Source organism: Spirochaetota bacterium, from assembly GCA_004297825.1.
Classification (GTDB): Bacteria; Spirochaetota; UBA4802; order UBA4802; family UBA5368; genus FW300-bin19.
The window spans coordinates 144,163-168,484 of record SCSX01000015.1; the positions used below are offsets into that span (position 1 = coordinate 144,163).

Annotated in this window: 22 protein-coding genes; 9 read left to right on the plus strand and 13 right to left on the minus strand. The window is 55.6% G+C overall.

What is annotated here, in order from left to right:
- Positions 1-43: 43 nt before the first annotated feature.
- The 5 genes from EPN93_03170 (at position 44) to EPN93_03190 (ending at position 5,424) form a co-directional block, all read left to right on the plus strand.
- A complete protein-coding gene (locus EPN93_03170) occupies positions 44-799 on the plus strand; it encodes an RluA family pseudouridine synthase (GenBank protein TAL39091.1) in 756 nt (251 codons plus the stop codon).
- Between the two features lie 108 nt (positions 800-907).
- A complete protein-coding gene (locus EPN93_03175; protein TAL39092.1) occupies positions 908-1,231 on the plus strand; it encodes a hypothetical protein in 324 nt (107 codons plus the stop codon).
- Positions 1,218-3,347, plus strand: a complete 2,130-nt coding sequence (locus EPN93_03180) for a VacB/RNase II family 3'-5' exoribonuclease (GenBank protein ID TAL39093.1) — start codon at positions 1,218-1,220, stop codon at positions 3,345-3,347. Before EPN93_03175 ends, EPN93_03180 begins: the two co-directional genes overlap by 14 nt.
- A 77-nt stretch (positions 3,348-3,424) precedes the next feature.
- The gene (locus tag EPN93_03185; GenBank protein TAL39094.1) at positions 3,425-4,900 is read left to right on the plus strand and encodes a leucyl aminopeptidase; all 1,476 of its coding nucleotides are present in this window, start codon (positions 3,425-3,427) and stop codon (positions 4,898-4,900) included.
- A gap of 38 nt (positions 4,901-4,938) precedes the next feature.
- Positions 4,939-5,424: a hypothetical protein gene (locus EPN93_03190; GenBank protein ID TAL39095.1), complete on the plus strand. Its 486-nt coding sequence runs from the start codon at positions 4,939-4,941 to the stop codon at positions 5,422-5,424.
- On the opposite strand, the gene dnaJ is transcribed toward EPN93_03190, so the two are convergent.
- From dnaJ to EPN93_03220, 6 genes are all read right to left on the minus strand, one after another.
- Positions 5,418-6,527 (minus strand): molecular chaperone DnaJ, encoded by a 1,110-nt coding sequence (dnaJ, locus tag EPN93_03195; protein TAL39096.1) that lies wholly within the window; start codon positions 6,525-6,527, stop codon positions 5,418-5,420. The two genes, EPN93_03190 and dnaJ, sit on opposite strands and share 7 nt — an antisense overlap.
- A 77-nt stretch (positions 6,528-6,604) precedes the next feature.
- Positions 6,605-8,542: a molecular chaperone DnaK gene (gene dnaK, locus EPN93_03200; protein ID TAL39097.1), complete on the minus strand. Its 1,938-nt coding sequence runs from the start codon at positions 8,540-8,542 to the stop codon at positions 6,605-6,607.
- A 61-nt stretch (positions 8,543-8,603) separates the two neighbouring features.
- Positions 8,604-9,401 (minus strand): nucleotide exchange factor GrpE, encoded by a 798-nt coding sequence (grpE, locus tag EPN93_03205; protein TAL39098.1) that lies wholly within the window; start codon positions 9,399-9,401, stop codon positions 8,604-8,606.
- Positions 9,398-10,453 (minus strand): heat-inducible transcription repressor HrcA, encoded by a 1,056-nt coding sequence (gene hrcA, locus EPN93_03210; GenBank protein ID TAL39099.1) that lies wholly within the window; start codon positions 10,451-10,453, stop codon positions 9,398-9,400. Before hrcA ends, grpE begins: the two co-directional genes overlap by 4 nt.
- Positions 10,454-10,566: 113 nt before the next feature.
- Positions 10,567-11,388: a hypothetical protein gene (locus tag EPN93_03215; GenBank protein TAL39100.1), complete on the minus strand. Its 822-nt coding sequence runs from the start codon at positions 11,386-11,388 to the stop codon at positions 10,567-10,569.
- Positions 11,389-11,640: 252 nt separating this feature from the next.
- Positions 11,641-12,402 (minus strand): SDR family oxidoreductase, encoded by a 762-nt coding sequence (locus tag EPN93_03220; GenBank protein ID TAL39101.1) that lies wholly within the window; start codon positions 12,400-12,402, stop codon positions 11,641-11,643.
- 223 nt (positions 12,403-12,625) lie between these two features.
- Between EPN93_03220 and EPN93_03225 the strand changes: the two genes are divergently transcribed.
- The gene (locus EPN93_03225; GenBank protein ID TAL39102.1) at positions 12,626-13,150 is read left to right on the plus strand and encodes a tetratricopeptide repeat protein; all 525 of its coding nucleotides are present in this window, start codon (positions 12,626-12,628) and stop codon (positions 13,148-13,150) included.
- 71 nt (positions 13,151-13,221) lie between these two features.
- Here the strand turns inward: EPN93_03225 and EPN93_03230 are convergent, their stop codons facing one another.
- The gene (locus EPN93_03230) at positions 13,222-14,544 is read right to left on the minus strand and encodes a UDP-glucose/GDP-mannose dehydrogenase family protein (protein TAL39103.1); all 1,323 of its coding nucleotides are present in this window, start codon (positions 14,542-14,544) and stop codon (positions 13,222-13,224) included.
- 93 nt (positions 14,545-14,637) lie between these two features.
- Positions 14,638-15,645 carry an NAD-dependent epimerase gene (locus tag EPN93_03235; GenBank protein TAL39104.1) on the minus strand — a complete coding sequence of 336 codons (1,008 nt, stop codon included), beginning with the start codon at positions 15,643-15,645 and terminating at the stop codon, positions 14,638-14,640.
- A 138-nt stretch (positions 15,646-15,783) separates the two neighbouring features.
- Here EPN93_03235 and EPN93_03240 point away from each other — a divergent pair, with 138 nt between their 5' ends.
- Positions 15,784-16,920 (plus strand): response regulator, encoded by a 1,137-nt coding sequence (locus tag EPN93_03240; protein TAL39105.1) that lies wholly within the window; start codon positions 15,784-15,786, stop codon positions 16,918-16,920.
- Positions 16,921-16,943: 23 nt separating this feature from the next.
- On the opposite strand, the gene EPN93_03245 is transcribed toward EPN93_03240, so the two are convergent.
- Positions 16,944-17,642: a TetR/AcrR family transcriptional regulator gene (locus tag EPN93_03245; GenBank protein ID TAL39106.1), complete on the minus strand. Its 699-nt coding sequence runs from the start codon at positions 17,640-17,642 to the stop codon at positions 16,944-16,946.
- A gap of 24 nt (positions 17,643-17,666) precedes the next feature.
- A complete protein-coding gene (locus EPN93_03250) occupies positions 17,667-18,776 on the minus strand; it encodes a polyprenyl synthetase family protein (protein TAL39107.1) in 1,110 nt (369 codons plus the stop codon).
- Positions 18,777-19,023: 247 nt separating this feature from the next.
- Here EPN93_03250 and hisF point away from each other — a divergent pair, with 247 nt between their 5' ends.
- Complete coding sequence (gene hisF / locus EPN93_03255) at positions 19,024-19,785, plus strand: imidazole glycerol phosphate synthase subunit HisF (protein TAL39108.1); 762 nt, start codon at positions 19,024-19,026, stop codon at positions 19,783-19,785.
- Positions 19,786-19,789: 4 nt separating this feature from the next.
- Here hisF and EPN93_03260 read toward each other — a convergent pair whose 3' ends face one another.
- From EPN93_03260 to EPN93_03270, 3 genes are all read right to left on the minus strand, one after another.
- Positions 19,790-20,872, minus strand: coding sequence for a hypothetical protein (locus tag EPN93_03260; protein TAL39109.1), 1,083 nt, complete (start codon positions 20,870-20,872; stop codon positions 19,790-19,792).
- A gap of 9 nt (positions 20,873-20,881) precedes the next feature.
- Positions 20,882-21,352: a response regulator gene (locus EPN93_03265; GenBank protein ID TAL39110.1), complete on the minus strand. Its 471-nt coding sequence runs from the start codon at positions 21,350-21,352 to the stop codon at positions 20,882-20,884.
- 72 nt (positions 21,353-21,424) lie between these two features.
- Positions 21,425-22,525, minus strand: a complete 1,101-nt coding sequence (locus tag EPN93_03270; GenBank protein TAL39111.1) for a DUF362 domain-containing protein — start codon at positions 22,523-22,525, stop codon at positions 21,425-21,427.
- Positions 22,526-22,651: 126 nt separating this feature from the next.
- Between EPN93_03270 and EPN93_03275 the strand changes: the two genes are divergently transcribed.
- Complete coding sequence (locus tag EPN93_03275) at positions 22,652-24,295, plus strand: HDOD domain-containing protein (protein TAL39112.1); 1,644 nt, start codon at positions 22,652-22,654, stop codon at positions 24,293-24,295.
- The last annotated feature ends 27 nt before the right edge of the window (positions 24,296-24,322 follow it).

The following is a 24,322-nucleotide window of genomic DNA, read 5'->3' on the forward strand; positions in this document are numbered from 1 at the left end:
TTCCCTTCCGCGGCGCCAAACCTGTATCCTTGACAGGTATGTGATGGAACCCGGCACGCCAGAAGTACTATTCGAAGACAATCACCTGATAGCGGTGCTCAAGCCCGCGGGCACGCTCGTACAGGGCGACTCGAGCGGGAGGGCCCATCTCATGGACATGGTGAAATCCTACCTGAAGGAAAAATATAATAAGCCGGGGAACGTGTTCCTTGGGCTTGTCCATCGCCTCGATCGGCAGGTATCCGGCGTGGTCCTCTTCGCGAAAAACTCGAAATCTGCCTCCCGCCTGTCCGCCCAGTTCCGGGAAAGGACGGTACGCAAGGTATACCTTGCCGTGGTCGGCGGGGGAACCTCGGAAAACCTGCCGGCCGATTCGCCGGTGTTCGAATCGGCGGCCGGCCATTTTACCTTCGATGACGGACATCCCCGTCTCGCAGGGGGAACGACGGCCGGCACTAGGGAGGCTATACTCGAATATGCCCGCATCGCCCATGCCGGGGGCCGCAGTCTTCTCATGGTACTGCTGCATACGGGCCGGAAGCACCAGATCCGCATCCAGCTTTCCGATCTCGGCATGCCCATCGTCGGGGATGGTCTCTATGGATCACCTGAGCGCACGGGAGACGACAGCCTGCTCCTTCATGCGTACGCGCTCGCCTTCGCACACCCGACAACGCGCGCCTGGACGGTGGTAACCGCCCCTCTTCCCGCGCGATTCCGCGCATTCTTCCCGTTAGACGATATAGTTTCCGGAAATATCGCGCGCCTTATCCAGGAAGTCACCCGCACCCCCGCGTGATACGCCGCGCTGGTCAAGGCGGTCGCCAGCCGGCTAATATTTTTTTGGCGTACTGTTGACAAAGAAGTATGCGATTGGTACTCTGATCACGAAACATGGAGGTTGCACATGGGTCTCCTGAACGAAGCGGGCAGCGCGTTCCTGAAATTCAGCGAAAGGGTCGTCGAGAAAACCGAGGAATTCACCAGAATCGCGCGGCTTCATCTTGAGATCCGCAGGCTGGAGGACGACGCGGCGGGAATCGAACGCGAGATCGGGCAGATGGTCCTTTCGCGCAGGGAATCGGGCGCCTCCTCCATGGACCTTACCGACGACGGCATCACGGCGCTTGCCGGCCGCATCGCGGATATTAAAACGAGGATTGCACGCAGGAGGGAGGAAATTGAATCCCTCAGGTTTGCCCATCGGGGAAATTATAATGACGAGATCTGACTCACCGAGGCCGCGCACAGGCGGGCCTCAAGATTCATCCAGGCATATCTTAGCGCACATCAAACAACTGAACGGTCCCTTCACAGAACAAAGCCTATCGGCGAAAATCTCAACGGAATCCGGCCAAAAAAAGAAATCGACCAAGGGCAGGTCGCGCGCCTCCCGCAAGGGGGAAAGCCGCCTGTCGGAATTGCTCGCGCTGCTTTCCAACATCGGTTTCCTCGAATTTAACAGGGGGAAGTACACGCGCACACGGGACTTCCGGATTCAGGGAACCCTGCGCACCGACGCACGCGGCGGCGGAGTCCTGCGTACGCCCGACGGAACCGAATTCCTGGTCCGCCGCGAGGACACGGGCGGCGCGCACTTCAATGACGAGGTGATCGCGGAGCTCACCGATATCCGCGAGGATCGGCTCTGCGCGGCGGTAACCGGTGTCGCAAAGCGAAAAAAGGAGCGCTACCTCGCCCAGGTTCGCGGGAAATCGAAAAGCCAGATCCACTTCGTCCTCATCGACCAGCCCGGGAATATCGAGGTCTTCGCACCCCGTTCACCCGTGGAGCCCAATAAGGGAGACCTGTCCATCGTAAAGCTCACCGGCAGGACCTCGGGCGGCCTGCAGGAGTGCGAAGTGGACGAGTCGTACGCCCCGGACGACGAAAGCCTCGATCTGCGGCGCGTCATGATCAAACACTCCATCCCCGAACCCCACGGAGAATACGAGGAACTCGGAGCGATCGACCAGGGTTTCATCACCCGCGAACGAAAGGGACGCAAGGACTTCCGGAAGCTTCGCACCATCACCATTGACGGGAAAAACGCGAAGGATTTCGACGACGCCATCTCCCTGGAAAAAACCCGTAAGGGCTACACCCTCTACGTGCATATCGCCGACGTTTCCGCGTTCGTCGCCAAGGGCTCTCCACTTGACAAGGAAGCGCGTGCGCGGGGAACGAGTTTCTACCTGGGAAACCACGTGGTTCCCATGCTTCCGGAAGCGCTTTCGAACGACCTCTGCTCCCTCAGGGAGGGCGTCGAGCGGCTTGTGCTGTCGGCGGAAATGTCGTTCGACCGTTCGGGGGCGTTCGTTTCCTCGAGCTTTCACCGCGGCATAATCAAGTCCGACAAGCGGCTGACCTACGAGCAGGCGCATGACATGGTCATGAAGAAAGGGCGCGACAAGCTGTCCAAACTTCTTCTCGATATGCAGGAGCTCGCCGCAATTCTAAAAAAAAGGCGCATCGACCACGGGCGCGTCGACCTGAACCTCACCGATTCCGAGGTCGTGTACGAGGGCAATTATCTCATCGACATCATCTCGGTCCAGCGCCTCGTGAGCCACGTCATCGTCGAGGAATTCATGCTGAGCGCGAACGAGGCCGTCTCGCGCGCGCTCCGGGAAAACGCGATTCCCGCCCTCTTCCGCGTTCACGAATCCGTCTCGCAGGAAAAGCTGTCGGCGCTGGTCAAATTCCTGCGCACCCTGGGCGTACAGATGAACTTGAAGGTATCCATAGGAAGCGCGCTGCAATCGGTGATCGATCAGGTCCGCGGCCGGGAATACGAAGAGGTCATCAACTTCATAATACTTAAATCCATGATGCAGGCGTTTTACGGTGTGGAGCCCCTGGGGCACTTCGGCCTGGGCTTCGCCGATTATACCCATTTTACATCACCCATCCGGCGCTACCCCGACCTTATCGTGCATCGGTGCCTCAAGAGCCTCATAGCCGGTTCGCCGCGGCCCTACACGCTTGAGGAACTCATCCCCATAGGTGAGACCAGCTCGACCATGGAGCGCGTCGCCGTGAACGCCGAGAGGGACCTGTTCAAGCTGAAATGCTGCCGTCTCATGCTCGATCGAATCGGCGACGAATTCGATTCCGTGATCAGCAGCGTTGCGCGATTCGGTTTTTTCGTCACGATACTCGAGCGTCCCATCGAGGGCCTCGTACCCCTTCGTTTCCTCACCGATGATTTCTACCTGGTGCAGGAAGACGAGCATACCGTGATCGGAAAGCGGCTCGGCAAGCGGTTCCGTCTCGGGGACAAGGTGAGGGTCAGGCTGGTCAGCGTCGAGATGGAGACGATGCGCATCGACTTCGAGCTCGTGTAATACCCAAAATTATTGTTGAAATTACGTACGCGGTGCCGTAACTGAACCCATACCGGACAAATCGTACACGGAGCACCATGAAACTTACTGCCAGAGACCGTATTTTTTCGTTCAGTTCCAGGGACACTATCGCGCTCCTTCTCACCGAGGAATACCGGAAGGAACTGGCCAAGCAGGTCCCCACCGATCTGCTGTTCGTCAGGGAGAAAACCAACCTGGACCATTTCCGCGGGAAGCAGGGAGAAATGCTGTTCATCCCCCTGGCGGGTTCCCCCACGGTCATACTGTCGGGACTGGGAAAGAAGGCCGATCTTACCCGGGAATCCGTCAGGAACACGTCCGCCGCGGTGGCGGAGACGTGCAGGAAGAAAAAGGTTAAGGCGGTCCACGTTATCGCCCCCGAAATCGAGAAGCTGTCGCCCTCCGAGACCGCTGTTTCGATCGGCGAGGGGCTGTGCCTGGCCAATTACAGCTTCGCGAGGTACAAGGCGCGCAACGGGGAAAACAACCGACTGATCGAGGAGGCCGTAGTGCTCACCTCCTCGCATGACCGCGTCGCCGGCACGTTCCGGGAAATCGAAATCACGTGCGGGAATACCCTGCTCTGCCGCGACCTCGTTAATGAAACCAGCGACAAGAGCAACCCGGTCGCAATCGCCCAGGAGGCGAAAAAGCTCTCCAGGCTCAAAGGCGTCCGCTGCACCGTGTACGGCCGCGGTGATATCGAGAAAATGAAAATGGGCCTCCTCTCCGCGGTGAGCCGCGGGAGCGATTATCCCCCTCAGCTCGTCGTGCTGAAATACACCGGCAATCCCCGGAGCAAGAAATCCGTCGCCATCGTGGGCAAGGGCATCACCTTCGATTCGGGCGGCCTCAACCTGAAACCGACCGGACATATCGAGGACATGCGCAGCGACATGTCCGGCGCGGCGGTGTGCATCTACACCATAAAATCGGCCGCCGAGCTTCGCCTGAAAAAAAACATCTACGCGGTGATACCGCTCTGCGAAAACATGCTGAGCGGCAAAAGCTATCGGCCCGGCGACGTCTACATCGGGTACAACGGAAAAAGCGTCGAAATAGGGAACACCGACGCCGAGGGAAGGCTCGTCCTCGCCGATGCGGTCGCGTTTGCCGAAGACCGGCTCAAGCCTTCCTGCATCATCGATATCGCCACGCTCACGGGCGCGTGCCTCGTGTGTTTCGGCGAAATCATTGCGGGACTCCTCACGCCGGAGGATGAATTGGCAAATCTGATCTTCGCGGCGGGAGAGGAGACGGGCGATCGCCTCTGGAGAATGCCCCTGTACAAGGAATACAATGAAGACATCAAGTCCGATATCGCGGATTTGTCCAACGTTTCCTCCGGCAGGAACGCCGGGACCATTATCGGCGGTACGTTCATCAAAAATTTCGTGAAGAATACGCCGTGGGCGCACATCGATATCGCGGGTACCTCCTGGTATTCAAAAGCCAGGGGATACCGGCCCAAGCACGCGACCGGCTACGGCGTACGGCTGCTCATCGAGGCCATCCGGAACTACCGGGACTGACGCCGCGGTATCCACACCGCGTTCGGGGAGAATGACGGATGAACTATTCCACGAAGGAAGTAATAGATATCGCGATTGCGATCGAGGATACGGGTTATTATTTCTACACGCAGTGCAGGAACAAATTCGAGGACAGGACGTTCAGGGAATTGTTCGGATTCCTCGCCCAGGAGGAACTGCGGCACCGGGAAATATTCGAGAAGCTGCACCCTCAGGAATATTCCTCAAAGGCCGCTTCCACGGATGAATTCCACTATAACCTCAGGGCCATTTCGGAATCAAAAGTATTCAAGAACAACAACGATGTGGACACGATCGTAAAAAATCTGCGCACGCCGAAAGACGTTTTTAAAGTGGCGCTCACCGCGGAAAAAGACTCCATACTCTGGTACAGCGAAGTGGAGATTATGTACGAGCCGGGATCGGATACCCATATCATCCTGGGCAGGCTCATCGGCGAGGAACGAAGGCACGTCGTGACCCTGCTCGAGGTCCAGGAAAAGATGGGGCTGCTCGATCAGTAAAACTGCCGCATGGTCGAGCCGGGCTCTTCGCCTTCCAGGCGCGCGAGCTCCTGTAGCAGTTCCTTCTGGCGGGGGGTAAGCTTTTTGGGCACCCTCACGTTGATCTTCACGAGCTGGTCTCCCCTGCCGTAAGAACCAAGGTAGGGGATGCCGTTCCCCTTGAGCCTGAAAATCTGTCCGTTTTCAGCTCCCGCGGGAATCTTCATTTTGACCTTGTTTCCCATGATGGTATCGACCTCGATCTCTCCCCCGAGGCAGACCATGGGATACGAAATGTCCACTATGCTCAGGATGTCATTCCCGTGCCGTTCGAACGTCGCATGCTTGAGGATGTGTATCACCACGTACAGGTCGCCGCGCGGGCCGCTTCCCGGGCCTTGCTCTCCCTCTCCCGCGATTTTCAGCCGGGAGCCCGATTCCACACCGGCGGGAATCTTGACCGTGATCTTGCGTTTCTTCATCACCAGCCCGTTGCCGCCGCAGGTTTTGCAGGGCGAGCTGATTATCTTCCCTTCCCCGCGGCATTTGTAGCAGGCCTGTGTTATCGAGAAGAATCCCTGGGTTTGCCGTATCTGTCCCGTACCGTTGCATACCGGGCAGACGATGGGCTTCGAGCCCGCGGCGGATCCGGACCCGTTGCACGATCCGCATGCCTCGCTGCGGGGGATCTCTATCTGCGCCTCTTTCCCGGTCGCGGCATGCTCGAGATCGATGGTGAGGTCGTACTGAATATCCGACCCCCTGCGCGGTTTCTTCGTGCGCTGCCGCCCGCTGAAACCCGCACCGAAAAATCCCTCGAAAATATCGCTCAGGTCGAAGTCCCCGAAAATATCCGAAAAATCGGTGTACGCCCCGCGGCCGAAACCCTCGAATCCCGCGACGCCCTCGTGGCCGTATTTATCGTACTGCGCGCGCTTTTTGGGATCTCGTAAAATTTCATACGCCTCGGTCGCTTCCTTGAACTTCTCCTCGGATTCCACGTTTCCCTTGTTGCGGTCGGGATGGAACTTAAGCGCCGCCTTCCTGTAAGCCTGTTTGATCTCGTCGTCCTGTGCGCTCTTCGAAACGCCAAGTATTTCGTAATAATCCCTTTTATTCGCCACGTTATCCCCCGGCGTTTTCCACGTGAAATAATTAATAGGCAAGGCGGGCTTCTATGCCCGCCCTGCCCGCTGTCGTCTTACTTCTTGTCGTCGTCCACAACCTCGAAATCGGCGTCTACGACCTTTTCGTCCTTCGGGCCCTGGGTGCCCGTGGACTCCGAATTCTTTTGCTCCCCTCCTTTATCGGCGGACTGCTCCTGCTGGTGCTGCGCCGCGCCTTCGCGGTAGATCCGCTCGGCGAACTTGTGGGTCGCCTGCTCGAGCGTGGTCTTCCCCGCACGGATCGCGTTTTCGTCGTCCGATTCCATCGCCTTCCTGAGGTTTGCTATCTCCGACTCGATCTGCTGGCGCTCCGAGGCGTCAATCTTGCCCTCGTTGTCCTTAATGAGCTTTTCGACCGAGTAGATCATGGAATCGGCCTCGTTCCGGAGCTCGATCTTGGCGCGGATTTTCTTGTCTTCGTCCGCGTGCGATTCGGCCTCCTTGACCATCTTCTTGATCTCTTCATCGTTCAAGCCGCTGGAGGACTCTATCCTGATCTTTTGCTCCTTGCCCGTGCCCAGGTCCTTCGCCGAAACGTGCACGATCCCGTTCGCGTCGATATCGAACGTAACCTCGATCTGGGGAATGCCGCGCGGCGCGGGGGGTATTCCCACCAGGTCGAAGCGTCCAAGGGTCCTGTTCTGGGCCGCAAGCTCCCGCTCGCCCTGGAGCACGTGGATGGAAACCGCCGGCTGGCTGTCCGCGGCGGTCGAGAATATCTGGCTCTTTCGCGTGGGAATGGTCGTGTTCCTCTCGATGAGCTTGGTCATCACGCCGCCCAGCGTCTCGATGCCTAGTGACAGAGGCGTCACATCAAGGAGAAGCACGTCATGGACGTCGCCCGCAAGCACGCCGCCCTGAATCGCCGCACCGATCGCGACCACCTCGTCGGGGTTCACTCCCTTGTGGGGTTCCTTCCCGAAGATGCGTTTTACCAGTTCCTGGACCGCGGGTATCCTCGTGGATCCGCCGACAAGTATTACCTCGTCGATATCGCCCGCCGAAAACCCCGAATCCTCGATCGCCCTCAAGCACGGATCATTGGTGCTCGCAATGAGGTCCTCGACCAGCTGCTCGAGCTTCGCCCGCGTAAGCGTCATTATCAGGTGCTTGGGTCCGCTCTGGTCCGCGGTAAGGAAGGGTATGTTGATCTCCGCCTGCATTTTATTCGAAAGCTCGATCTTCGCCTTTTCGGCCCCTTCCTTGAGGCGCTGAAGCGCCATCTTGTCGCTGGCTACGTCGATCCCCGTCTGCTTCTTGAACTCCGCGATCAGCCAGAGCATGATGCGCTGGTCGAAGTCGTCGCCGCCAAGATGCGTATTCCCGTTCGTCGCCTTGACCTCGAAAACGCCGTCGCCGAGCTCAAGGATGGATACGTCAAACGTCCCCCCGCCAAGATCGTAGACCGCGATCTTCTCATTCTTGTTCTTCTTGTCGAGCCCGTAGGCGAGCGACGCGGCGGTAGGCTCGTTGATGATGCGTTCCACGTGCAGACCGGCGATCTTACCCGCGTCCTTGGTCGCCTGGCGCTGGGCGTCGTTGAAATATGCGGGAACGGTGATCACCGCCCTCGTGACCGGTTCGCCAAGGAAATCCTCCGCGGTCTGCTTCATCTTCTGAAGCACCCGCGCCGAGATCTCCTGGGGCGTGAACTCGCCGCCCACGGTCTTCACTTTAACACCGGCTTTTCCGTCATCCATCACGTTGTAGGAGACCATCTTTATTTCCTGGGGAATCTCCGAATAGCTCCTGCCCATGAACCGCTTTATCGAACGAATCGTATTTTCGGGATTCGTTATGATCTGGTTTTTCGCAACCTGTCCTACCAGCCGCTCCCCTTTATCGGTGAACGCGACTATGGAGGGCGTGGTACGCTGGCCTTCCGAATTCTGTATGACCACCGGTTCCCCGCCCATCATGACAGCCACACATGAATTCGTGGTACCCAGGTCAATTCCGATAATCTTACTCATGATATTTTCTCCTTAGTATGAATTATTCAATTTTCCGTTTTCGCGTTTAACACGACGCCCGTCATATTTTCGCTTCAGCCGCCCCCTGTTCACGGCAATCGCTTTCGGCCTGTCCCGGCGACTGCTCCAGGCCTTGTTTGTTCCGCGATGGACGTGTTACCCTCACGCGCGCGCTGCGCACGACGTATTCATCAAGGGCAAATCCCTTCTGGTAGACCTTGGTGATGGTATCGTGCTCGACATCGCCGCTTTCGGTTATTTCCACGGCTTCGTTCATGCACGGATCGAACTCCTTGTTGAGCGAATCGATCTCGTGAACGCCGTATTTTTTAAGCATCTCCTCCATGCGCCGGGAGATCATGGACACCCCGTCGATAAAGGCGCTGTGCGAGGCCGCGAGCTGTTCGGGGTTGACGCACGCCGCCGCGTCTATCGCCCTCAGGATATCGTCATTGATCTGTATGACATCCACCGCGATGTCCTTGATCGCGAGTTTCCTGTATTCGTCTTCCGATTTAACCATTCGTTTCTTATAGTTATCGAAATCGGCCTGACGGCGCATCATCAGGTCTTTTAATCCGTTCAATTCCTCGTTTTTTTTCACGAGCTCCTCTTCCTTCGCCTTGAGGGCTTCTTTCAATGATTTAATTTCCTCGGGCTGTATCGACTGCGTATCCGCAGCCGCGCTGTCCTGCATTCCGGGTTCGGCGGTCCTGGTAGTATCCGCGGAAGGAGACGGTCCCTCCCCGTTCATCGTCTTTTCTTCTTCTTTGTCAGGTTCGCTCTCCCTTCCATGATTTCGCGGGTGTTTGATCATTACGTCCTCTCTTTCGATAGTATTGGCATTCAACGCGGTCATTTCGAAAGCTTGGTCAGAAATTCGGAGAAGACCTTGCCCGTGTAGTCGACCAGGGGAACCACCTTCTCGTAGTCCATCCGCGTGGGTCCGATAATCCCGACCACGCCGACACGCTTATTGCCTATTTTATACGACGACGATACGATACTGCACCCCGACATTTCGACCTCTGCGATCTCGTCGCCTATGAGTGTCTGAACGCCGTCCCTTTCCATGGTTCTTTCCATGATACCCTTAAGCAGGTGCTTCTCCTCTATGAGGTGAAGCAGCGCCCGAAGGCGATCAGCTTCCACCATTTCAGGAATGTGCAGCAGGTTTTCTATCCCGTCGATATACAGGTCCGGCTCCTCCGTTTCCTGCAGGGCCAGCTCCGCGATATCGAGCGCCATCTGGTGATCGGTATCGCCCGCCCTTTCCTTTCTCAATCGCTCGAAAATGTCCTTTTTAATTTCATAGAGCGCATATCCGCACAATTCCGACGTAAGGAATTTCGAGTACCGATACAGCTCGTCCTGGGTGAGGCTCGTCGACACGGAAATACGCTTGTTGATCACCATGCCGTTTCTCGTAACCATGATGACGAGAATATCATTGGAATCAAGGTGTACGAGCTCGATATGCTTGAGCACGGTGAAATCGGGCCGGGGCGTGAGCACGATACCGGCGTATCGGGACACCAGTGAAATGGTCTTTGTAATTGAGATAAACATGCGATCGAGCCGGGTTTCGCTTTTTATCAGCTCGTCGCGAAGTCTTACTTTTTCGTTCATGACGAATTCGTAGGTGTCGAGGAGCGAATCGACGTAGAATCGGTAACCCAGGTCCGTGGGAATGCGACCTGCCGAGGTATGCGGTTGAAGAAGAAATCCCATTCGCTCCAGGTCGAACATCGTGTTTCGCATGGTCGCCGGTGAAATGGAAAATGAATACTTCTGGACAAACGAGCGCGATCCCACTGGCTTCCCGGTGGTTATATATTCATATACTATCGCCCCCAGAACCGCCGATTCACGATCCCCCAGGGTTCTTTCTGGCTTGTTATCCGATGGCATTGCCTGTTACCCGGTGCTTATTAGCACTCCAACTTATTGAGTGCTAATATATTAATAAAAAACTTCGTCTCCGTCAAGTCAAAATAATATTATTGTTTATAATAAGAAGGGGATTATTCGCTTTTTTCGGATTTTTTATCTTTTTTGTCTTTGTCTTTTTCGTCGGCTTCCATCCTCGCCCTGAGCGCATCGATGGTATTCTTAACCTTGTTCGCTTCGTCGGTTTCCGAGAACAATATCAATATTTTCCTGAGCACGGCGAGAAACTCGAGCGATTTCAGCATATCCCCGGGGACCTTTGTGGATTGCTCGTACTTGTTCCGGTACTGTTGCGCCACATCCCTGAGGCTGGACCTGCAAATCCTCATGAGCTCCTGGCGTTCACGGAAGAACTCCGTGCGCGGATCGCGGTATTTCTGTATATCGGAAAAATTGATGACGTTCTTGGTTATCACCGCCACCCGTGCGTTGAGATCGACGAAGGACCACTTCCACTTGGAGGTCTCGCCGATTTTTTCGATGAGCGTGGAAAGGACATAGTGAAGTCGCTTGATGAAATCCAGCCATTGCTTCGGGCTTATCCTGTCGAGCGCCTGGAGATAGTCCTCGTTCTCCTTGAGCGACCTGTCGATCTGGTTCCCCACGAGATCTTCCATCTTCTGGAGAACATTTATAAATTCCTTGCGCGCGTTCTTGAGGCTGTTCTCATTCTTAAAATTCATTATTTCAAGCGACGCGTCGCTCATGTTCAATTCAAGCGAAATTATCTTCAACAACTCGAGCACGGACTCGATCACGTAATAGGCCTTGATACGGGGCAGCTCTTTCTGCTTTTTCTGAAGCTCGGTGATGTGTTTGTACGAAGCCTCCTTGTCGGTCTTGAGATCCTTTACGTACTCGTTGTATGCGGTTTTGTCTGATTTTGATATTGGCATCTCTGGCGCCTATGCGTAGGTATCTACTTGCTCGCCCCGACCTTCTTCACGCCTGGGTGCCGGTTCCGGGTTATCCCTGGGCGTCTTTTCCGGCTGCTGCGCGCCGGAACCTTCGGGACTGAATCCCCTCGTGATCACATCGGGTCCACTTATATTTTGAACTTCCATTTTCGCCGTCCGGGAACATAACCTTATCAAGTATATGCCCCCGAGCGGGGAAAAGTCAAAGGCTTTTTTCTGGACCCTGGGTTCTTACGCGGTGGTTCCGCCGTCGACCAGGACTACCTGCCCCGTGATAAAACCGGCGGCGTCGGAGCACAGGAAGAGCGTGGGATGTACCACGTCCATGGGCTCCGCAATCCTGCCCATCGGCACCGTTTTTACAATCTGGTCGTATATATCCTTGTTTGACCAGAACGGCTTGCTGAAATCCGTTCTTACCATCCCGGGGGCGACCGCGTTTACCTGCACATTGTACGCCGCCAGCTCAAACGCGAGTACCCTGGTAAGCATTTCGATACCCGCCTTGGCTATCCCGTAGATGCCCATCGCGGGAGATGCCTTTCTGCCGGCGATCGACGAAATGCTCACGATCTTCCCGTACTTCTGGTCTCTCATGATGCGCGCCGCGCGCCGGGAACAGAGAAAGGTCCCGGTGAGGTTCGATTCCATTATCTTCTGCCAGCTTGCAAGTTCCGCGTCGGCGATCGAAGGGGTAATAAGGTTCATCCCCACGTTATTGATCAGTATATCCACCCTTCCGAACCGGTCCAGGACCGCGGCAAACAACGAATCGACGTCCTCCTCCTTTGCTATATGAGCCTGGACGGTGAGGAGCGAGTCGCCCCCTCCAAGGGACGCGGCAGCGGCATCCAGGCCTTCCTTCTTGCGCCCGCATACAACAACCTTCGCCTTCTGTTCAAGCAGTGTCCGCGCTATCTGGAGCCCTATGCCCCGGCTGCCGCCCGTAACCACCGCGACTTTTCCTTCGAGCCCGTAATTCATTCCCGGCATGATTCGTTCCTCCGCGCATTATTCTACGTGAATGCTGCTTTCGCACGCCCGGCAGAGCTTAATGTCATCCAAGGTCAACTGCCGCATTCGCCCCGATGACGGTTCCGCGAATTTCATAATTTTTTCTTGAAATTTGCATTTCCCCGGGAGACAACTGTACAGGACCCCGGCCGGGAAAATCAAGCATTTCTATCCCGGACGCGAAGGAATAACCGGATACGACATGAAAAAAAAGCCAGCGATCCTCCTTGCCGTTTTCTGTTCCGCCCTTGCGCTATTCGCCGTTCCGGCCGTCCCGGATGAAAAATCGATTCCATTGTACGAGGAGGATGGAGCTTATTGGAAGGATTTGATGAACGATGCATCGATCGCAAAGAGGAACCAGCTGTACGCCGGGTTCGTCGCCTACAGGGAGCGGCTTTACGATCTTTCCGGTGAAAGTTTCAAGGCAAGCCTTTCCGCGAACCCTTCGCTCGGGTCAATCCGCGGCATATCCTGGTACTTTGTGGGGAAATGCTTTTTCCAGCAGGGAAAATATACCGAAGCCCTGGAGCAGTTCGCCCTGTTGAAGCCTCTGGATATGGGAACATTCAGCTTCATCAAGCATTGCGCGCTCATTAACTCCGCGATTGCCTGCCAGAGAATGAAAGACATCACAAAATGCCGGGAATTTTTGCAGATCGTGATTTCAGGCGATGCGGACAAGCGCTACAAAGACGCTGCGCTGGATGTTCTCAAGGCCTTGTAATAAAACCGGCGGGGTATGACGCCCCGCCGATCAAGATCTGACCAGTCGCCGCCTCGTCGCGGCAAATGGCCTTACACCCTGCCGATCGAATAGTATTCGAATCCCATTTCCCTCATCTTCAGCGGGTCATAGACATTGCGTCCGTCGAACACCACCGGGGATTTCAGGTGTGCTTTGATTTTTTCATAGTCAGGTTTTCGGAACTGGTTCCACTCCGTGAGCAGCAGCAGTGCGTCGGCCCCGTCGAGCACATCGTACGAATTCGCGATATATTCGATATTTGAAGCGCCGATAATCGATTTCGCCACATCCATGGCAACGGGATCGTGCGCCTTGAACCGGGCGCCGTGCTCCCTGAGGATATTGATGATATCGATGGAGGGGGCTTCGCGCATGTCATCGGTCTGGGGCTTGAATGCGAGTCCCCACACGGCGAATGTCTTTCCCTTTACGCTGCCATTGAAATGTTCGAGCACCTTCCCCGCGAACAGGGCGCGCTGCCTTTTGTTCACCTCTTCGACGGCGCTCAATATTTTCGCGTCGAGACCGTGCTCCTTGAGCGTATAGATGAGCGCTTTAACGTCCTTGGGGAAACACGACCCCCCGTACCCAAGCCCCGCATACAGGAATGCCGACCCGATACGTGAATCCGACCCGATCCCGCTGCGGACGCTTTCTATGTCGGCGCCGGCAATTGTGCACAGGTGCGCAAGCTCGTTCATGAAACTTATCCGCGTGGCGAGCATCGCGTTCGCCGCGTACTTGGTCAGTTCCGCCGAATGCACGTCCATAACCAGGACTCGGTTGCTGCTCCTGGTAAATGTTCCGTAAAGCTCCTTCATGAGCTCGCCTGTGCGGACGTTGTCGGTTCCGATAATTATGCGGTCCGGTCTCATGAAATCCTCGAGGGCCGCACCCTCTTTCAAAAATTCCGGATTCGATACCACGTCGCATTCGAGGTCGGTCCGGCCCCGGTTGGCCAGCTCTTCCATGATGGCCGCCTTCACCTTGTCGGCGGTCCCCACGGGGACGGTGGATTTATTTACGACGATGAGGTAGCGCTCCATGGTACGGCCTATTTCACGTGCGACGGTGAGGACGTGCTGCAGGTCCGCAGACCCGTCCTCGTCGGGAGGGGTTCCCACCGCGATGAACACGAAGAGCGAATCTGCGAGTCCGTCCTGGAGTTTTTTCGAAAACTGCAGCCTTCCCCCGCCGACGTTGCGCTTGACGATCTCTTCGAGACCGGGTTCATATATCGGGATAATGCCTTTTTTCAGCTTCTCAATTTTCTTTTCGTCGATGTCGACACACCAGACATCGTTTCCCATTTCGGCGAAACAGGCTCCCGTCACGAGGCCCACATATCCGGAACCCACCACAGTTACTTTCACACACGCCTCCAGTATTAGGTTGATACAGGCACTGCTGTCAGAATCGCAAATAACTCAGATGCGATTCATTACGTCAAGCCGGTTTTTAAGCGATTAGACGCCATGATACTCACGATACCAGGCGATGAATTTGGGTATTCCCTCTTCGACCGTCGTGCGGGGCGAATACCCGGTGTCCCTGGAGAGGTCATCGATGTCGGCATAGGTCTCCTTTACATCCCCGGGCTGCATCGGCTTGAAATTCAGGGCCGCCTTTTTCCCGAGCGATTTTTCGATGATCTCGATAAAGCGCATGAGCTCCGTCGGCTTGTTATTTCCGATATTATATATCCGGTAGGGGGCGGCCGCGGATCCGGGATCAGGGTTCTTGCCGGACCACGCGGGATCGGGAACCGGTTTCCGGGGTATGACCCTGCAAATTCCGTCAATGATATCGTCGATATACGTGAAATCGCGCCGCATCTTGCCATTGTTGAACACGTCTATCGGGATTCCCTTGATAATCGAGCTCGTGAACGAATAATAGGCCATATCGGGCCTGCCCCAGGGGCCGTAAACCGTAAAGAAGCGAAGCCCGGTCGCCGGCAACCCAAATAGGTGGGCGTAACTATGGGCCATGAGCTCGTTGGACTTTTTGGAGGCGGCATACAGTGATACGGGGTGGTCCACGTTATGGTGCACTGAAAACGGTATCTTCGTGTTGGCACCGTACACGGAGCTCGATGAAGCGAATACGAGGTGCTCTACACGGTAATGCCTGCAGCATTCGAGTATGTTCACGAAGCCCATTAGATTGCTTTCAACATACGCCCGCGGATTCTCAAGGCTGTAGCGGACACCGGCCTGCGCGGCAAGGTGGACAACGTGGCTGAACGAAGCGTCCTTGAATACCCCCTCAACGGCGGCCGCGTCCGCAAGGTCCACCCGCTTCATTTCGAAATTCGCGTATGCGTCCAGGAGGAACGCGCGCGATTCCTTGAGGGAAACATCGTAATATGAATTAAAATTATCGAGTCCCACGACCTCATGGCCCTCGTCGAGCAGCCTTTTCGCCGTGAAGTAGCCGATAAACCCCGCAGCACCCGTCACCAGTATTTTCATTTGTCCCCCGGGAAATCACGGCCCGACCAGCACCCATTTTCCGGCCGGTCGTCCGAATCAGCACACTAGAAAACAAATCGTTTTTTTGCAATTAAAATTGCCGGCCGACATCGTGATGGTCTCGTCCCCGCCCCGGTTATGCACATTTGCATAAATAGTGTCACTCGCGGGGCCCTTAAAATCAATAAGAATTTGCCGCCCTGTCGGCGTCGACGACTGCGCATCACACCAGCGCATATTTTCCCGACAGGCCGCATTTTTGCTTTACGGGACCCCCTTCCTGCCTATAATGATTGCACGTGCCGAAAATCGACGGGAGCCGTCGTCATGTACAATATATTGATCGTAGATTTCACGTCCTACAGGAAGACCCTGGAGTCGCTGTTCGCATCGGCGGGGTACGCGACACGAAGCTGCGAATCGGCGTACGATGCCATGGCGCTTTTGAAGTCCGAGGACTTCGACCTCATCGTCACGGAAGTCGAGCTCCCGGGGGATAACGCGTTCGACCTGTACAATTATATCGGCACCTACTATCCTTACATCCCCACCATCATGATCACCGCTAAAAACATCGACGATTTTTTCGGGCGCATCTTCGAGGAGGGAATCGGCAATGTTTTACATAAACCGGTCAACGGCGAAGAGCTCCTCAGCCTCGCGGACAAGCTCATTACTAAGAAAAACATTTTCGGGATCAGCCATTACCTCTCCCCGGCGGGCGGGGAGATCAGGAAGATCAGGATCACGGCCTCGGGGCAGATACAAAAGGCCATCGACCTCATCATCGCGCAGATCATCGAATGGGGATTCGTAATAACGAGCAAAGCGGTGCTGACTCTGATACTCAACGAAATGCTCATCAACGCCGTGTATCATTCCCACGGCTTCACGAAAGAGAAGGAAAAACGCGTTCCGGTCACGCTCGCGGAAGGGGATTTCGTCGATATATTTTTCGCGCGCGGGGAATCGCGGTACGGCATTTCCATTAACGATTACAAGGGAAAGCTTTCCAAGAAGAGAATACTGGACAGTTTGAACCGCGCAATCGAGCAGAACAACCTCATCCTCAGGGCCGCGGAGAGCGGCGAGGACGTGTCGAGCCTGGTTTCCGAAACGGGACGCGGGATGGACCTGGTACGCAAGCTCCTCGCGGAGTACTACTTCGTGATCAAGCGGGACGTGCGCACCGAGATCATTCTGCTCTTCGACCGCGAATTCGCGAGGACCGACGAGACAGGCTCCTCGCTGAAAATAATCGAAGACCTGGCCTGATCGCGGCGCTAACCGGGAGGGGATCAGCGCGGGGCGCGGGCGGAGAGCGCGTTCCGGATGAATTTCATGATCCCGGCGATCACGCGCTCATCGTCACCGAACGCGTCATCACCCACGAAAACCTTCAGGCGCTCCTTGTAATACTCCGAGGTATAGGAAAACTGCAATAGCACCACGATGTTGTCGATGCAAAGCGTCGCAACCCGGATGTCGAGGTCCGCATCGACCAGTCCCTGGGCCTTCGCCTCTTCTATCTGGCTGCGGTAGAAAACCGCCGAGATGTTCTCCATTTTCTGCGAAAGTTTGCGCGAGAGGTGCGCGAGCCCCTCGGTGGTGATGTCCTGGTACAGCTGTATGAGGGTGGGATGCGATTTCGAAAAATGAATCGCAAGCCGCATGACCTTTTCAAGCTTGTCGAACACGGTTCCCTCTTCCAGGTTGACGCTTGAGAGCGCTCCTTCGAGGAGCGAGTATGCGTCCTCGACGCAGGCGAGCAGGAGGTGCTCCTTGGTCGAAAAATAATTATACATCGACCCGATGCTGATATTCGCCTTCTTCGCGATCACGTTGATATTGGCGCCGTTGAATCCCTTGTCGGCGAACTCGGCGGTGGCGATCTTCATGATGCGCTCGCGCTTCTTGTCGGGAATCTTATCGAATGTATCCTTATGATACTTGCGCGCAACGCCCGTTTCGTTTTCCCTGGTCCTGGTCTCTTTCATCGTAGTGTGCTTCCTTCCATCTGGTTATACCATGTGAACGTCCGCTATCCTTTCAATCAGGCCTTTGAATATCGCGCTCGATCTGTCGTCAATCCCGAGCCTGGCCAAACCCTTCCCGGCCGATTGCGCGTTTTCGTGTATCATCGCGCGAACGTGGTCAAGCGCGCCGCTCTCGCGCATCAGTTCGCGCACCCGCCCGATATCGGCCGCCGTCTTTTTTCTCTTGAGGAAAAGCCGGATAAACCGGTCCCGCGCCTTTGCGTTCGCGGTCAGTATCGTGTGCGCAACGAGCGCGGTCATCTTTCCTTCAAGAATATCGGAATCGGCCGGTTTCCCCGTTTTTACCGAGTCCCCGAACACGCCCAGTATATCGTCCCTGAGCTGAAAGGCAAGTCCCATGGGCAACGCCGCGTCCCTGATCGCGCGAAGGACTTTCCGGTCACGCCCGCCCGTAAGCACATACCCCATCACCATCGGATAGTGTACCGTATAGTGCGCGGTTTTCAATATGCTTATGTCAAGCGCCGCCCTGGCGCTCGCCTCAATGTCCGCCGGCATGGAATTGAGGCTGTCGTATATCTGCCCCCATGCCGTGCGCTCATAGGTGAGGCCGAAGTATTTCATGAGGGGGCCGATATTCTTTTCGCCGATATCCGCGCCGCTGATCATTTCGAGCGCGTTCGAAAAAAGGACGTCTCCCGCCACGAGCGCGACATCGGTTCCGATCAGGGGATTCGCGCTCGATTTTCCGTAGCGCTTCGCGCACGTCACATGGAGGGAATCCTTCCCCCGCCGTGAATCCGACTTGTCGATGATATCGTCCTGCACCAGGAGGAACGCGTGCATGAGCTCCAGCGCCGCGCCCACACCGATCACGCCACGCAGGGATTTCTTCCCCCGGGGGGAAAATCCCAGGTACGACGCGAGCAGGATGAGCGGCCTGATTCTTTTCCCATCGCGCAGGCAGTACTCGCGAAGGTCGGCGTAAATCTCACGCATGAAATCCATGGACGCGGAGGCGAGCTTTTCCCGGTAAAAATTCTCAATGCGCGCGTCCACCATGGGCGCATAGCGCCTCATGAATCGATCGAATTCACCGGTTAAAGCCTTTTTCTCTGCCGCGGTTTTCCTCATGCCAGTGCGTCTTGCCTGCCGATTTCAGCCGGCGCGAATATCCTGCGGCCGGATCGAATAAAGAAGCCTAGGTTTTGACCCGGGATGTGTCAATGACTTTTCTCGGGGGTACCGGGTGTCCGCATCCCCCCACTGTTTCCCGCCCGGGAATGAAACACTTGCAATTTTTCGCCGTCCGGCCGAGCATTGCGCACGCGGGGAAACTTATCGGTTTCCCGCGCATCATCGCTGTGAAGAGAGACCGCGGATGCTGGCCAAGCGAATTATTCCATGCCTGGATGTCAAGGACGGGCGCGTCGTGAAAGGCGTCAATTTCATCAATTTCAAGGATGCGGGCGATCCCGTGGAAAACGGCAAGTTTTACGATGAGGAGGGGGCCGACGAGCTCGTCTTCCTCGATATTACCGCATCTTCCGATCGGAGGGCCATCATTCTCGATATGGTCAAGCACGTCGCGGAAACGGTGAACATTCCATTTACGGTGGGCGGAGGCATCCGTACCGTCGAGGACGTGCGCATGATCCTTGAGAACGGGGCCGACAAGGTTTCCATTAATACCGCCGCGGTGCAGAACCCCATGATCATCCGCGAATCGGCGCTTCGATTCGGCTCCCAGTGCATACTCGTAGCCATCGACGCGAAGAAAAACGATCGCGGGGGATGGACGGTCTATCTGCACGGCGGCAGGACCCCCACGGAATTCGATGCGATCGAGTGGGCCATGAGGGCCTGCGACCTGGGCGCGGGAGAGATCCTGCTCACCAGCATGGACAGGGACGGGACCAGGATCGGGTACGATATCGAGCTTACCAGCGCGATCGCGCGGGCCGTATCGATTCCGGTGATCGCCTCGGGCGGGGTCGGCACCATAGAACACATGTACGAGGGACTGACCGCGGGAATGGCCGATGCGGTCCTTGCGGCGTCGATTTTCCATTTCAGGGAGATAACGATCCGCGAAGTTAAAACCTATCTCACCGGCAGGGGAGTTCCGATGCGAATGGTCTGACAGGCTATACGATCAACATCACCACTATTCCCAGGAGCAGCACCAGGGCCGCCACGAGGAGCATGACCACCTTGAGATTCATCTTCGGCTCGTCGGACCGCGCCGCACCCTTCGCCATTTCATAGGCGGAATCCATGGCGACCCTGATGTTTTTCTCCTCTTCCAGTATCTTCACGAATATCCCCTTGGCTATGATGCCGTACACGGTATATCCGACCGCCGGATCGAAGGTTATCGACTTCAGCCGCGCTATGACGGGTTTAAAATTCCCTTCCTGGTACGCGTTGAGCGCCTGCGCCACCTGGACAGCCTTGGGCGAGCTATCGACGATGCTGACCTTGACCCTGTCGCCGGGCTGCAGCGTCGAAATCTCCTTGCCCTTGATGGGCGCGAGAATGAGCGAGGCCTTGAGGATCAGCTGAACGCCTTCGCGTCCCACTGCGATCCCGTCGCCGCCTGCGGTCTTTTCACCCTCGGCCGCGGCCTTCGGCTGTTCGGCCGGCCCCGGCTTCACCAATGCGGCGCTGTCCAGCTTTACGCTCGTAGTGGAGAAAAGCTCCATATCGAGCGAGGAAATCTGCTGGGCCTCCACACGCACGTCTATTCGCGACTGGTTCAGGATGTACTGGATCAGTTTCTGGAACGCGCGTTCGATCGCGATCGAATTATTCCCTTCGAGATAGCGAAAGAGCTCGCGGGCGAACGTGAAGGTGAAGCTCTCGTAGAGTTTCACCTTGAGTGCGTTCCCCAGGTGTTCGTCGGGGACGCCGGCGGCGGTCGTTTCCTGCATTTCCTTTTCAAACACGCGCCAGTCCAGCGAGGGATCGAGCTGGTTCGTCGCATATGACGCTATCACGTAGGCGAACGGGTTCGCGATCTTGCTGTACACGTGATTGAAGAATATCAGCACCGCGCCGTGCATGGCCGACGACGTGTACACCGCCTTGATCGCGAAAAGATCCCGATAGGACCCCGCGACCATCTGGCGGGCCTTTTCAAGGTCCCCGCCCACGTAATGCAGGGCGATGTTGATCTTCCCCGTCTGTTCCGAAAGCGAGTTGAGCGCCGAGCTTAATTGTTCATCCACTGTATTCGCCTACAACCGGTCCGAGGCTTGCTGGGATTTAAGCGCCTTGTCGAGTACCATTTTTATCCTCTCAAGTATTCTGCCGCGCTGGATTGGTTTCAGAATGAAATCAGCCGCTCCCATTTTTAAAAGATCCTGGATCACGTTTTTCGACGTATCATCGCTTATGAATACGATCCGGGCCCGCGGTTTTTTCTGCACGAGCTCGAAAAGCAGGGCGTATCCATCCAGTATGGGCATATCGAGATCGGTCGTGATGAGATCGAGGTCGCGGGAATATTGCTCGTAGTGGTTAACCGCCTCCTGCCCGTTCGTGAAGGAGGCGACGACCTCGTAGCCTTCGCTTTCCAGTATCTGCACCAGCTGTTTTCTCTGGAAGTCCTTGTCCTCAACTACTATAACCCTGAAAGGCCTGCCGCTCGGCTTAATGCCGTCCGGCCGTTTCGCGTTTAAATTGGGAAAATCATGCTGACTTTTCATCGTGCTCCCCTGTACCTGCAGAATCCCGAATACCTGGAATATAGCAAAAATATGCGTATTCGTCTCAACGGATCATATCTCCACGATTTCGTACCCGCATGTCCCCATGCCTATTTTTTCCGCGTACTGAAGCTGGTATTTCCAGTCTATATCGTAAAGTGCCTGGAGATTGTCCTTGGACGGGTCTTTGCCGGCGATCTTGGATCCCGGCATGGGCGCGGCCCTGTTTATTAGATCCGCGGACGCCATGTCGATCGCCACCGGGTCCGTCGAGGCGAGAATGCCCAGGTTGGGCACCACCGGTGTATCGTTCCAGTAATAACAGTCGCATTGCGGCGATACGTTCATTATAAAATTGAAAAACATCCATTTGCCCGGCTTCGTATCGATCATGGCCTTGACATATTCGCCCGATCGTTCATGCAGCGGCTTGAAATCCGTTTTCCAGAGCACCGGGACCGCCTCGTTGGGGCAGATAACGGTACATTCGCCGCAGCTTATGCATGCGTCCTGATTGATCTCGGCCTTCTTGCGGGCATTGATAATGATGGCGTCAGAAGGGCACCTTCGCACGCAGGCATTGCACGCGGTGCACAGCGCCTCCTTCACCTTCGGCTTCATGTCGGAATGGAGCATCTGCTTCCCGGCCGGGGGCGCGCATCCCATCGCGAGGTTCTTGATCGCACCGCCGAAACCGTAGAGCTCGTGACCCTTTACATGGGAAACGACCACCACCGCATCGGCGTCATGTATGGCCGAGGCGATCTTTATGTCCTTGAAATATTTTCCCTTTGCGGGCACGGTCCTGAAATCGTTTCCCCTGAGCCCGTCGGCGATGATGACGGGCGCTCCCGCGGTTTCCAGCAGGAAGCCGTTCATTGCCGCGTTCCTGAGGTGATCGAGCGCGTTGCTCCTGCTTCCCCGGTAGAGCGTGTTGCTGTCGGTCAGGAAAGGCCGTCCCCCCGCCCCCGTCACCATCTCCACGATAGTCTTGAGAACGGGCGCCGGTATAAACGCGAGGTTCCCGTATTCGCCAAAATGGGTCTTTATGGCGACAAAATCCTTTTCCTGCAGGCAAGCGCCAAACCCGGCCTTCAGGAACAGTTTCCTGACCTTGCTGAAAACATTGTCCTTGCTGTTGCACCGGAAATCGGCGAAATACACCATGCTCATTTAAGGTTCTTCCATTGTACAGGCGTTCTGGTCCCGCGTCGGTCTGTTTACCTCGGGGTATCCTATTGAATTATCATGTCAATACTTTACTGCAAAATCAATTATTTTTACTGACCGCAGCTAAAAATGGGAAACCCCCGTGTCGATCAAAACATCCCCCGCTCCAAAAAAGTGCTTTATAAAATCCAAAGCCTGTGTGAGGATGTTGCGATCAACCGAATATATAGTAAATTCTTGCCGGAGTGCAGGAGCGGTAAATTGGAAGGCGCGATCGACACCCAGATAATTTTAAACCCCGTAGATTTCAAGGAAGCGATCAAGAACGGCGAAGACTGCTATGTCCAGTTCTCAAGGATGACGCTCGAGGTCGAAGAAAAGCTGATCAAGATGCTTCACCGGTTCCTCGAGATCCACGACATTTTGTACCTGAAGGACGTTCTCCTCACCGTTCTCAAGGAAGTCATCAATAATTCCATCAAGGCGAACGCCAAGAGGCTTTATTTCAAGCAGAAAGGCCTCGACATCAAGAACAGGGATCAGTATCGCTCCGGCATGGAGGATTTTAAGGAAACCGTCTTCGGAACCGAAGGCACTATCCTGGGCGAGCTCCATGACGCGAAGCTCATTGTGCGCGTATTCTTCAAGGCGCTTCCCGACGTCCTTCGCCTGAGTGTCATCAACAATATCCCCATACTCGACGAAGAGCTCAAGAAGGTCGAGGCCAGGCTTAAAAAGGCGTATTCATACGCCGATATAGCGGAAGCCTTCGACGATGTGCTCGATGATTCGGAGGGAGCGGGCCTTGGCCTCATCATGGCGCTCATGCTCTTCAAGAATGTCGGATTCCCCGAGGAATCGTTCACCATAGACACCGATGGGAAGCTCACCATAACGAAGATCGTCATCCCCAAGAAAGCCGACCAAACGGAATTTTCCACGCAGATCGCGAACGAAATCATGGAAGAGGTCGACAACATCCCCTCCTTCCCTGAAAATATCATGGAGATCCAGCGTCTCTGCGCCAATCCCGAGGCGAGCGTGCGCGACATTTCGGACAGCATCAAGCGCGACCCCGGGCTTATCACCGCGCTGCTCAAGCTGGCCAATTCCGCGGGCTATATCACCGCAAAGCGAATCGAAACCGTCGAGGAAGCCGTTATGATTATCGGTACCAAGGGCATCAACATGCTCCTGGTGGCCACCGGGGTCCAGAAAATCCTCGACGCCCGGTATAAAAAGTTCGAGACCATCTGGAAAAATTCGTCACGGACTGCCTTCTATTCCCAGCGGATCGCGATGCAGATGCGCAAGGCCAAGCTCGCCGAATTCGCCTACCTCGCCGCGCTGCTTTCGGATATCGGCAAGATCGTGCTTCTCTCCATTCACCCCGACAAGATACAGCGCCTCTCGGACCTTGCGGGCATAAAGAATATGGGCGACTCCAATCTCCTCGAGGAAATATCCCTGGGGATAAGTCACAGCACGCTGGGCAGCCTCATCTGCAAGAAGTGGAAATTCAACGAGGCGCTCATCAAGGCCATAGAATTTCATCACCGCCCCCACATGGCCGCCGAGAAATACAAGGATATCGTCTATACGGTCTATCTCGCCTACACGTTTACCGAGATCGAGACCCGCAACATGCGCTTCGAGATCGTCGACGAGGACGCGCTTGAATATTTTAATTTGACAAATAAAAAGGACTTTGAGCTACTGCATAAGATCCTCAAAGAGGCGTACGAGTCTTACACGAGCATGAAAAACCAGTAGATGAGCGTACGCCCGGATTAAATCCGA

Excerpts from the sequence above, each read along its gene's own strand:
- EPN93_03170 (TAL39091.1), top strand. The coding sequence starts at position 44 with ATGGAACCCGGCACGCCAGAAGTACTATTCGAAGACAATCACCTGATA.
- EPN93_03175 (TAL39092.1), top strand. The coding sequence starts at position 908 with ATGGGTCTCCTGAACGAAGCGGGCAGCGCGTTCCTGAAATTCAGCGAA.
- EPN93_03180 (TAL39093.1), top strand. The coding sequence starts at position 1,218 with ATGACGAGATCTGACTCACCGAGGCCGCGCACAGGCGGGCCTCAAGAT.
- EPN93_03185 (TAL39094.1), top strand. The coding sequence starts at position 3,425 with ATGAAACTTACTGCCAGAGACCGTATTTTTTCGTTCAGTTCCAGGGAC.
- EPN93_03190 (TAL39095.1), top strand. The coding sequence starts at position 4,939 with ATGAACTATTCCACGAAGGAAGTAATAGATATCGCGATTGCGATCGAG.
- dnaK (TAL39097.1), bottom strand. The coding sequence starts at position 8,542 with ATGAGTAAGATTATCGGAATTGACCTGGGTACCACGAATTCATGTGTG.
- grpE (TAL39098.1), bottom strand. The coding sequence starts at position 9,401 with ATGACCGCGTTGAATGCCAATACTATCGAAAGAGAGGACGTAATGATC.
- hrcA (TAL39099.1), bottom strand. The coding sequence starts at position 10,453 with ATGCCATCGGATAACAAGCCAGAAAGAACCCTGGGGGATCGTGAATCG.
- EPN93_03215 (TAL39100.1), bottom strand. The coding sequence starts at position 11,388 with ATGCCAATATCAAAATCAGACAAAACCGCATACAACGAGTACGTAAAG.
- EPN93_03220 (TAL39101.1), bottom strand. The coding sequence starts at position 12,402 with ATGCCGGGAATGAATTACGGGCTCGAAGGAAAAGTCGCGGTGGTTACG.
- EPN93_03225 (TAL39102.1), top strand. The coding sequence starts at position 12,626 with ATGAAAAAAAAGCCAGCGATCCTCCTTGCCGTTTTCTGTTCCGCCCTT.
- EPN93_03235 (TAL39104.1), bottom strand. The coding sequence starts at position 15,645 with ATGAAAATACTGGTGACGGGTGCTGCGGGGTTTATCGGCTACTTCACG.
- EPN93_03240 (TAL39105.1), top strand. The coding sequence starts at position 15,784 with ATGCACATTTGCATAAATAGTGTCACTCGCGGGGCCCTTAAAATCAAT.
- EPN93_03245 (TAL39106.1), bottom strand. The coding sequence starts at position 17,642 with ATGAAAGAGACCAGGACCAGGGAAAACGAAACGGGCGTTGCGCGCAAG.
- EPN93_03250 (TAL39107.1), bottom strand. The coding sequence starts at position 18,776 with ATGAGGAAAACCGCGGCAGAGAAAAAGGCTTTAACCGGTGAATTCGAT.
- hisF (TAL39108.1), top strand. The coding sequence starts at position 19,024 with ATGCTGGCCAAGCGAATTATTCCATGCCTGGATGTCAAGGACGGGCGC.
- EPN93_03265 (TAL39110.1), bottom strand. The coding sequence starts at position 21,352 with ATGAAAAGTCAGCATGATTTTCCCAATTTAAACGCGAAACGGCCGGAC.
- EPN93_03270 (TAL39111.1), bottom strand. The coding sequence starts at position 22,525 with ATGAGCATGGTGTATTTCGCCGATTTCCGGTGCAACAGCAAGGACAAT.
- EPN93_03275 (TAL39112.1), top strand. The coding sequence starts at position 22,652 with ATGGGAAACCCCCGTGTCGATCAAAACATCCCCCGCTCCAAAAAAGTG.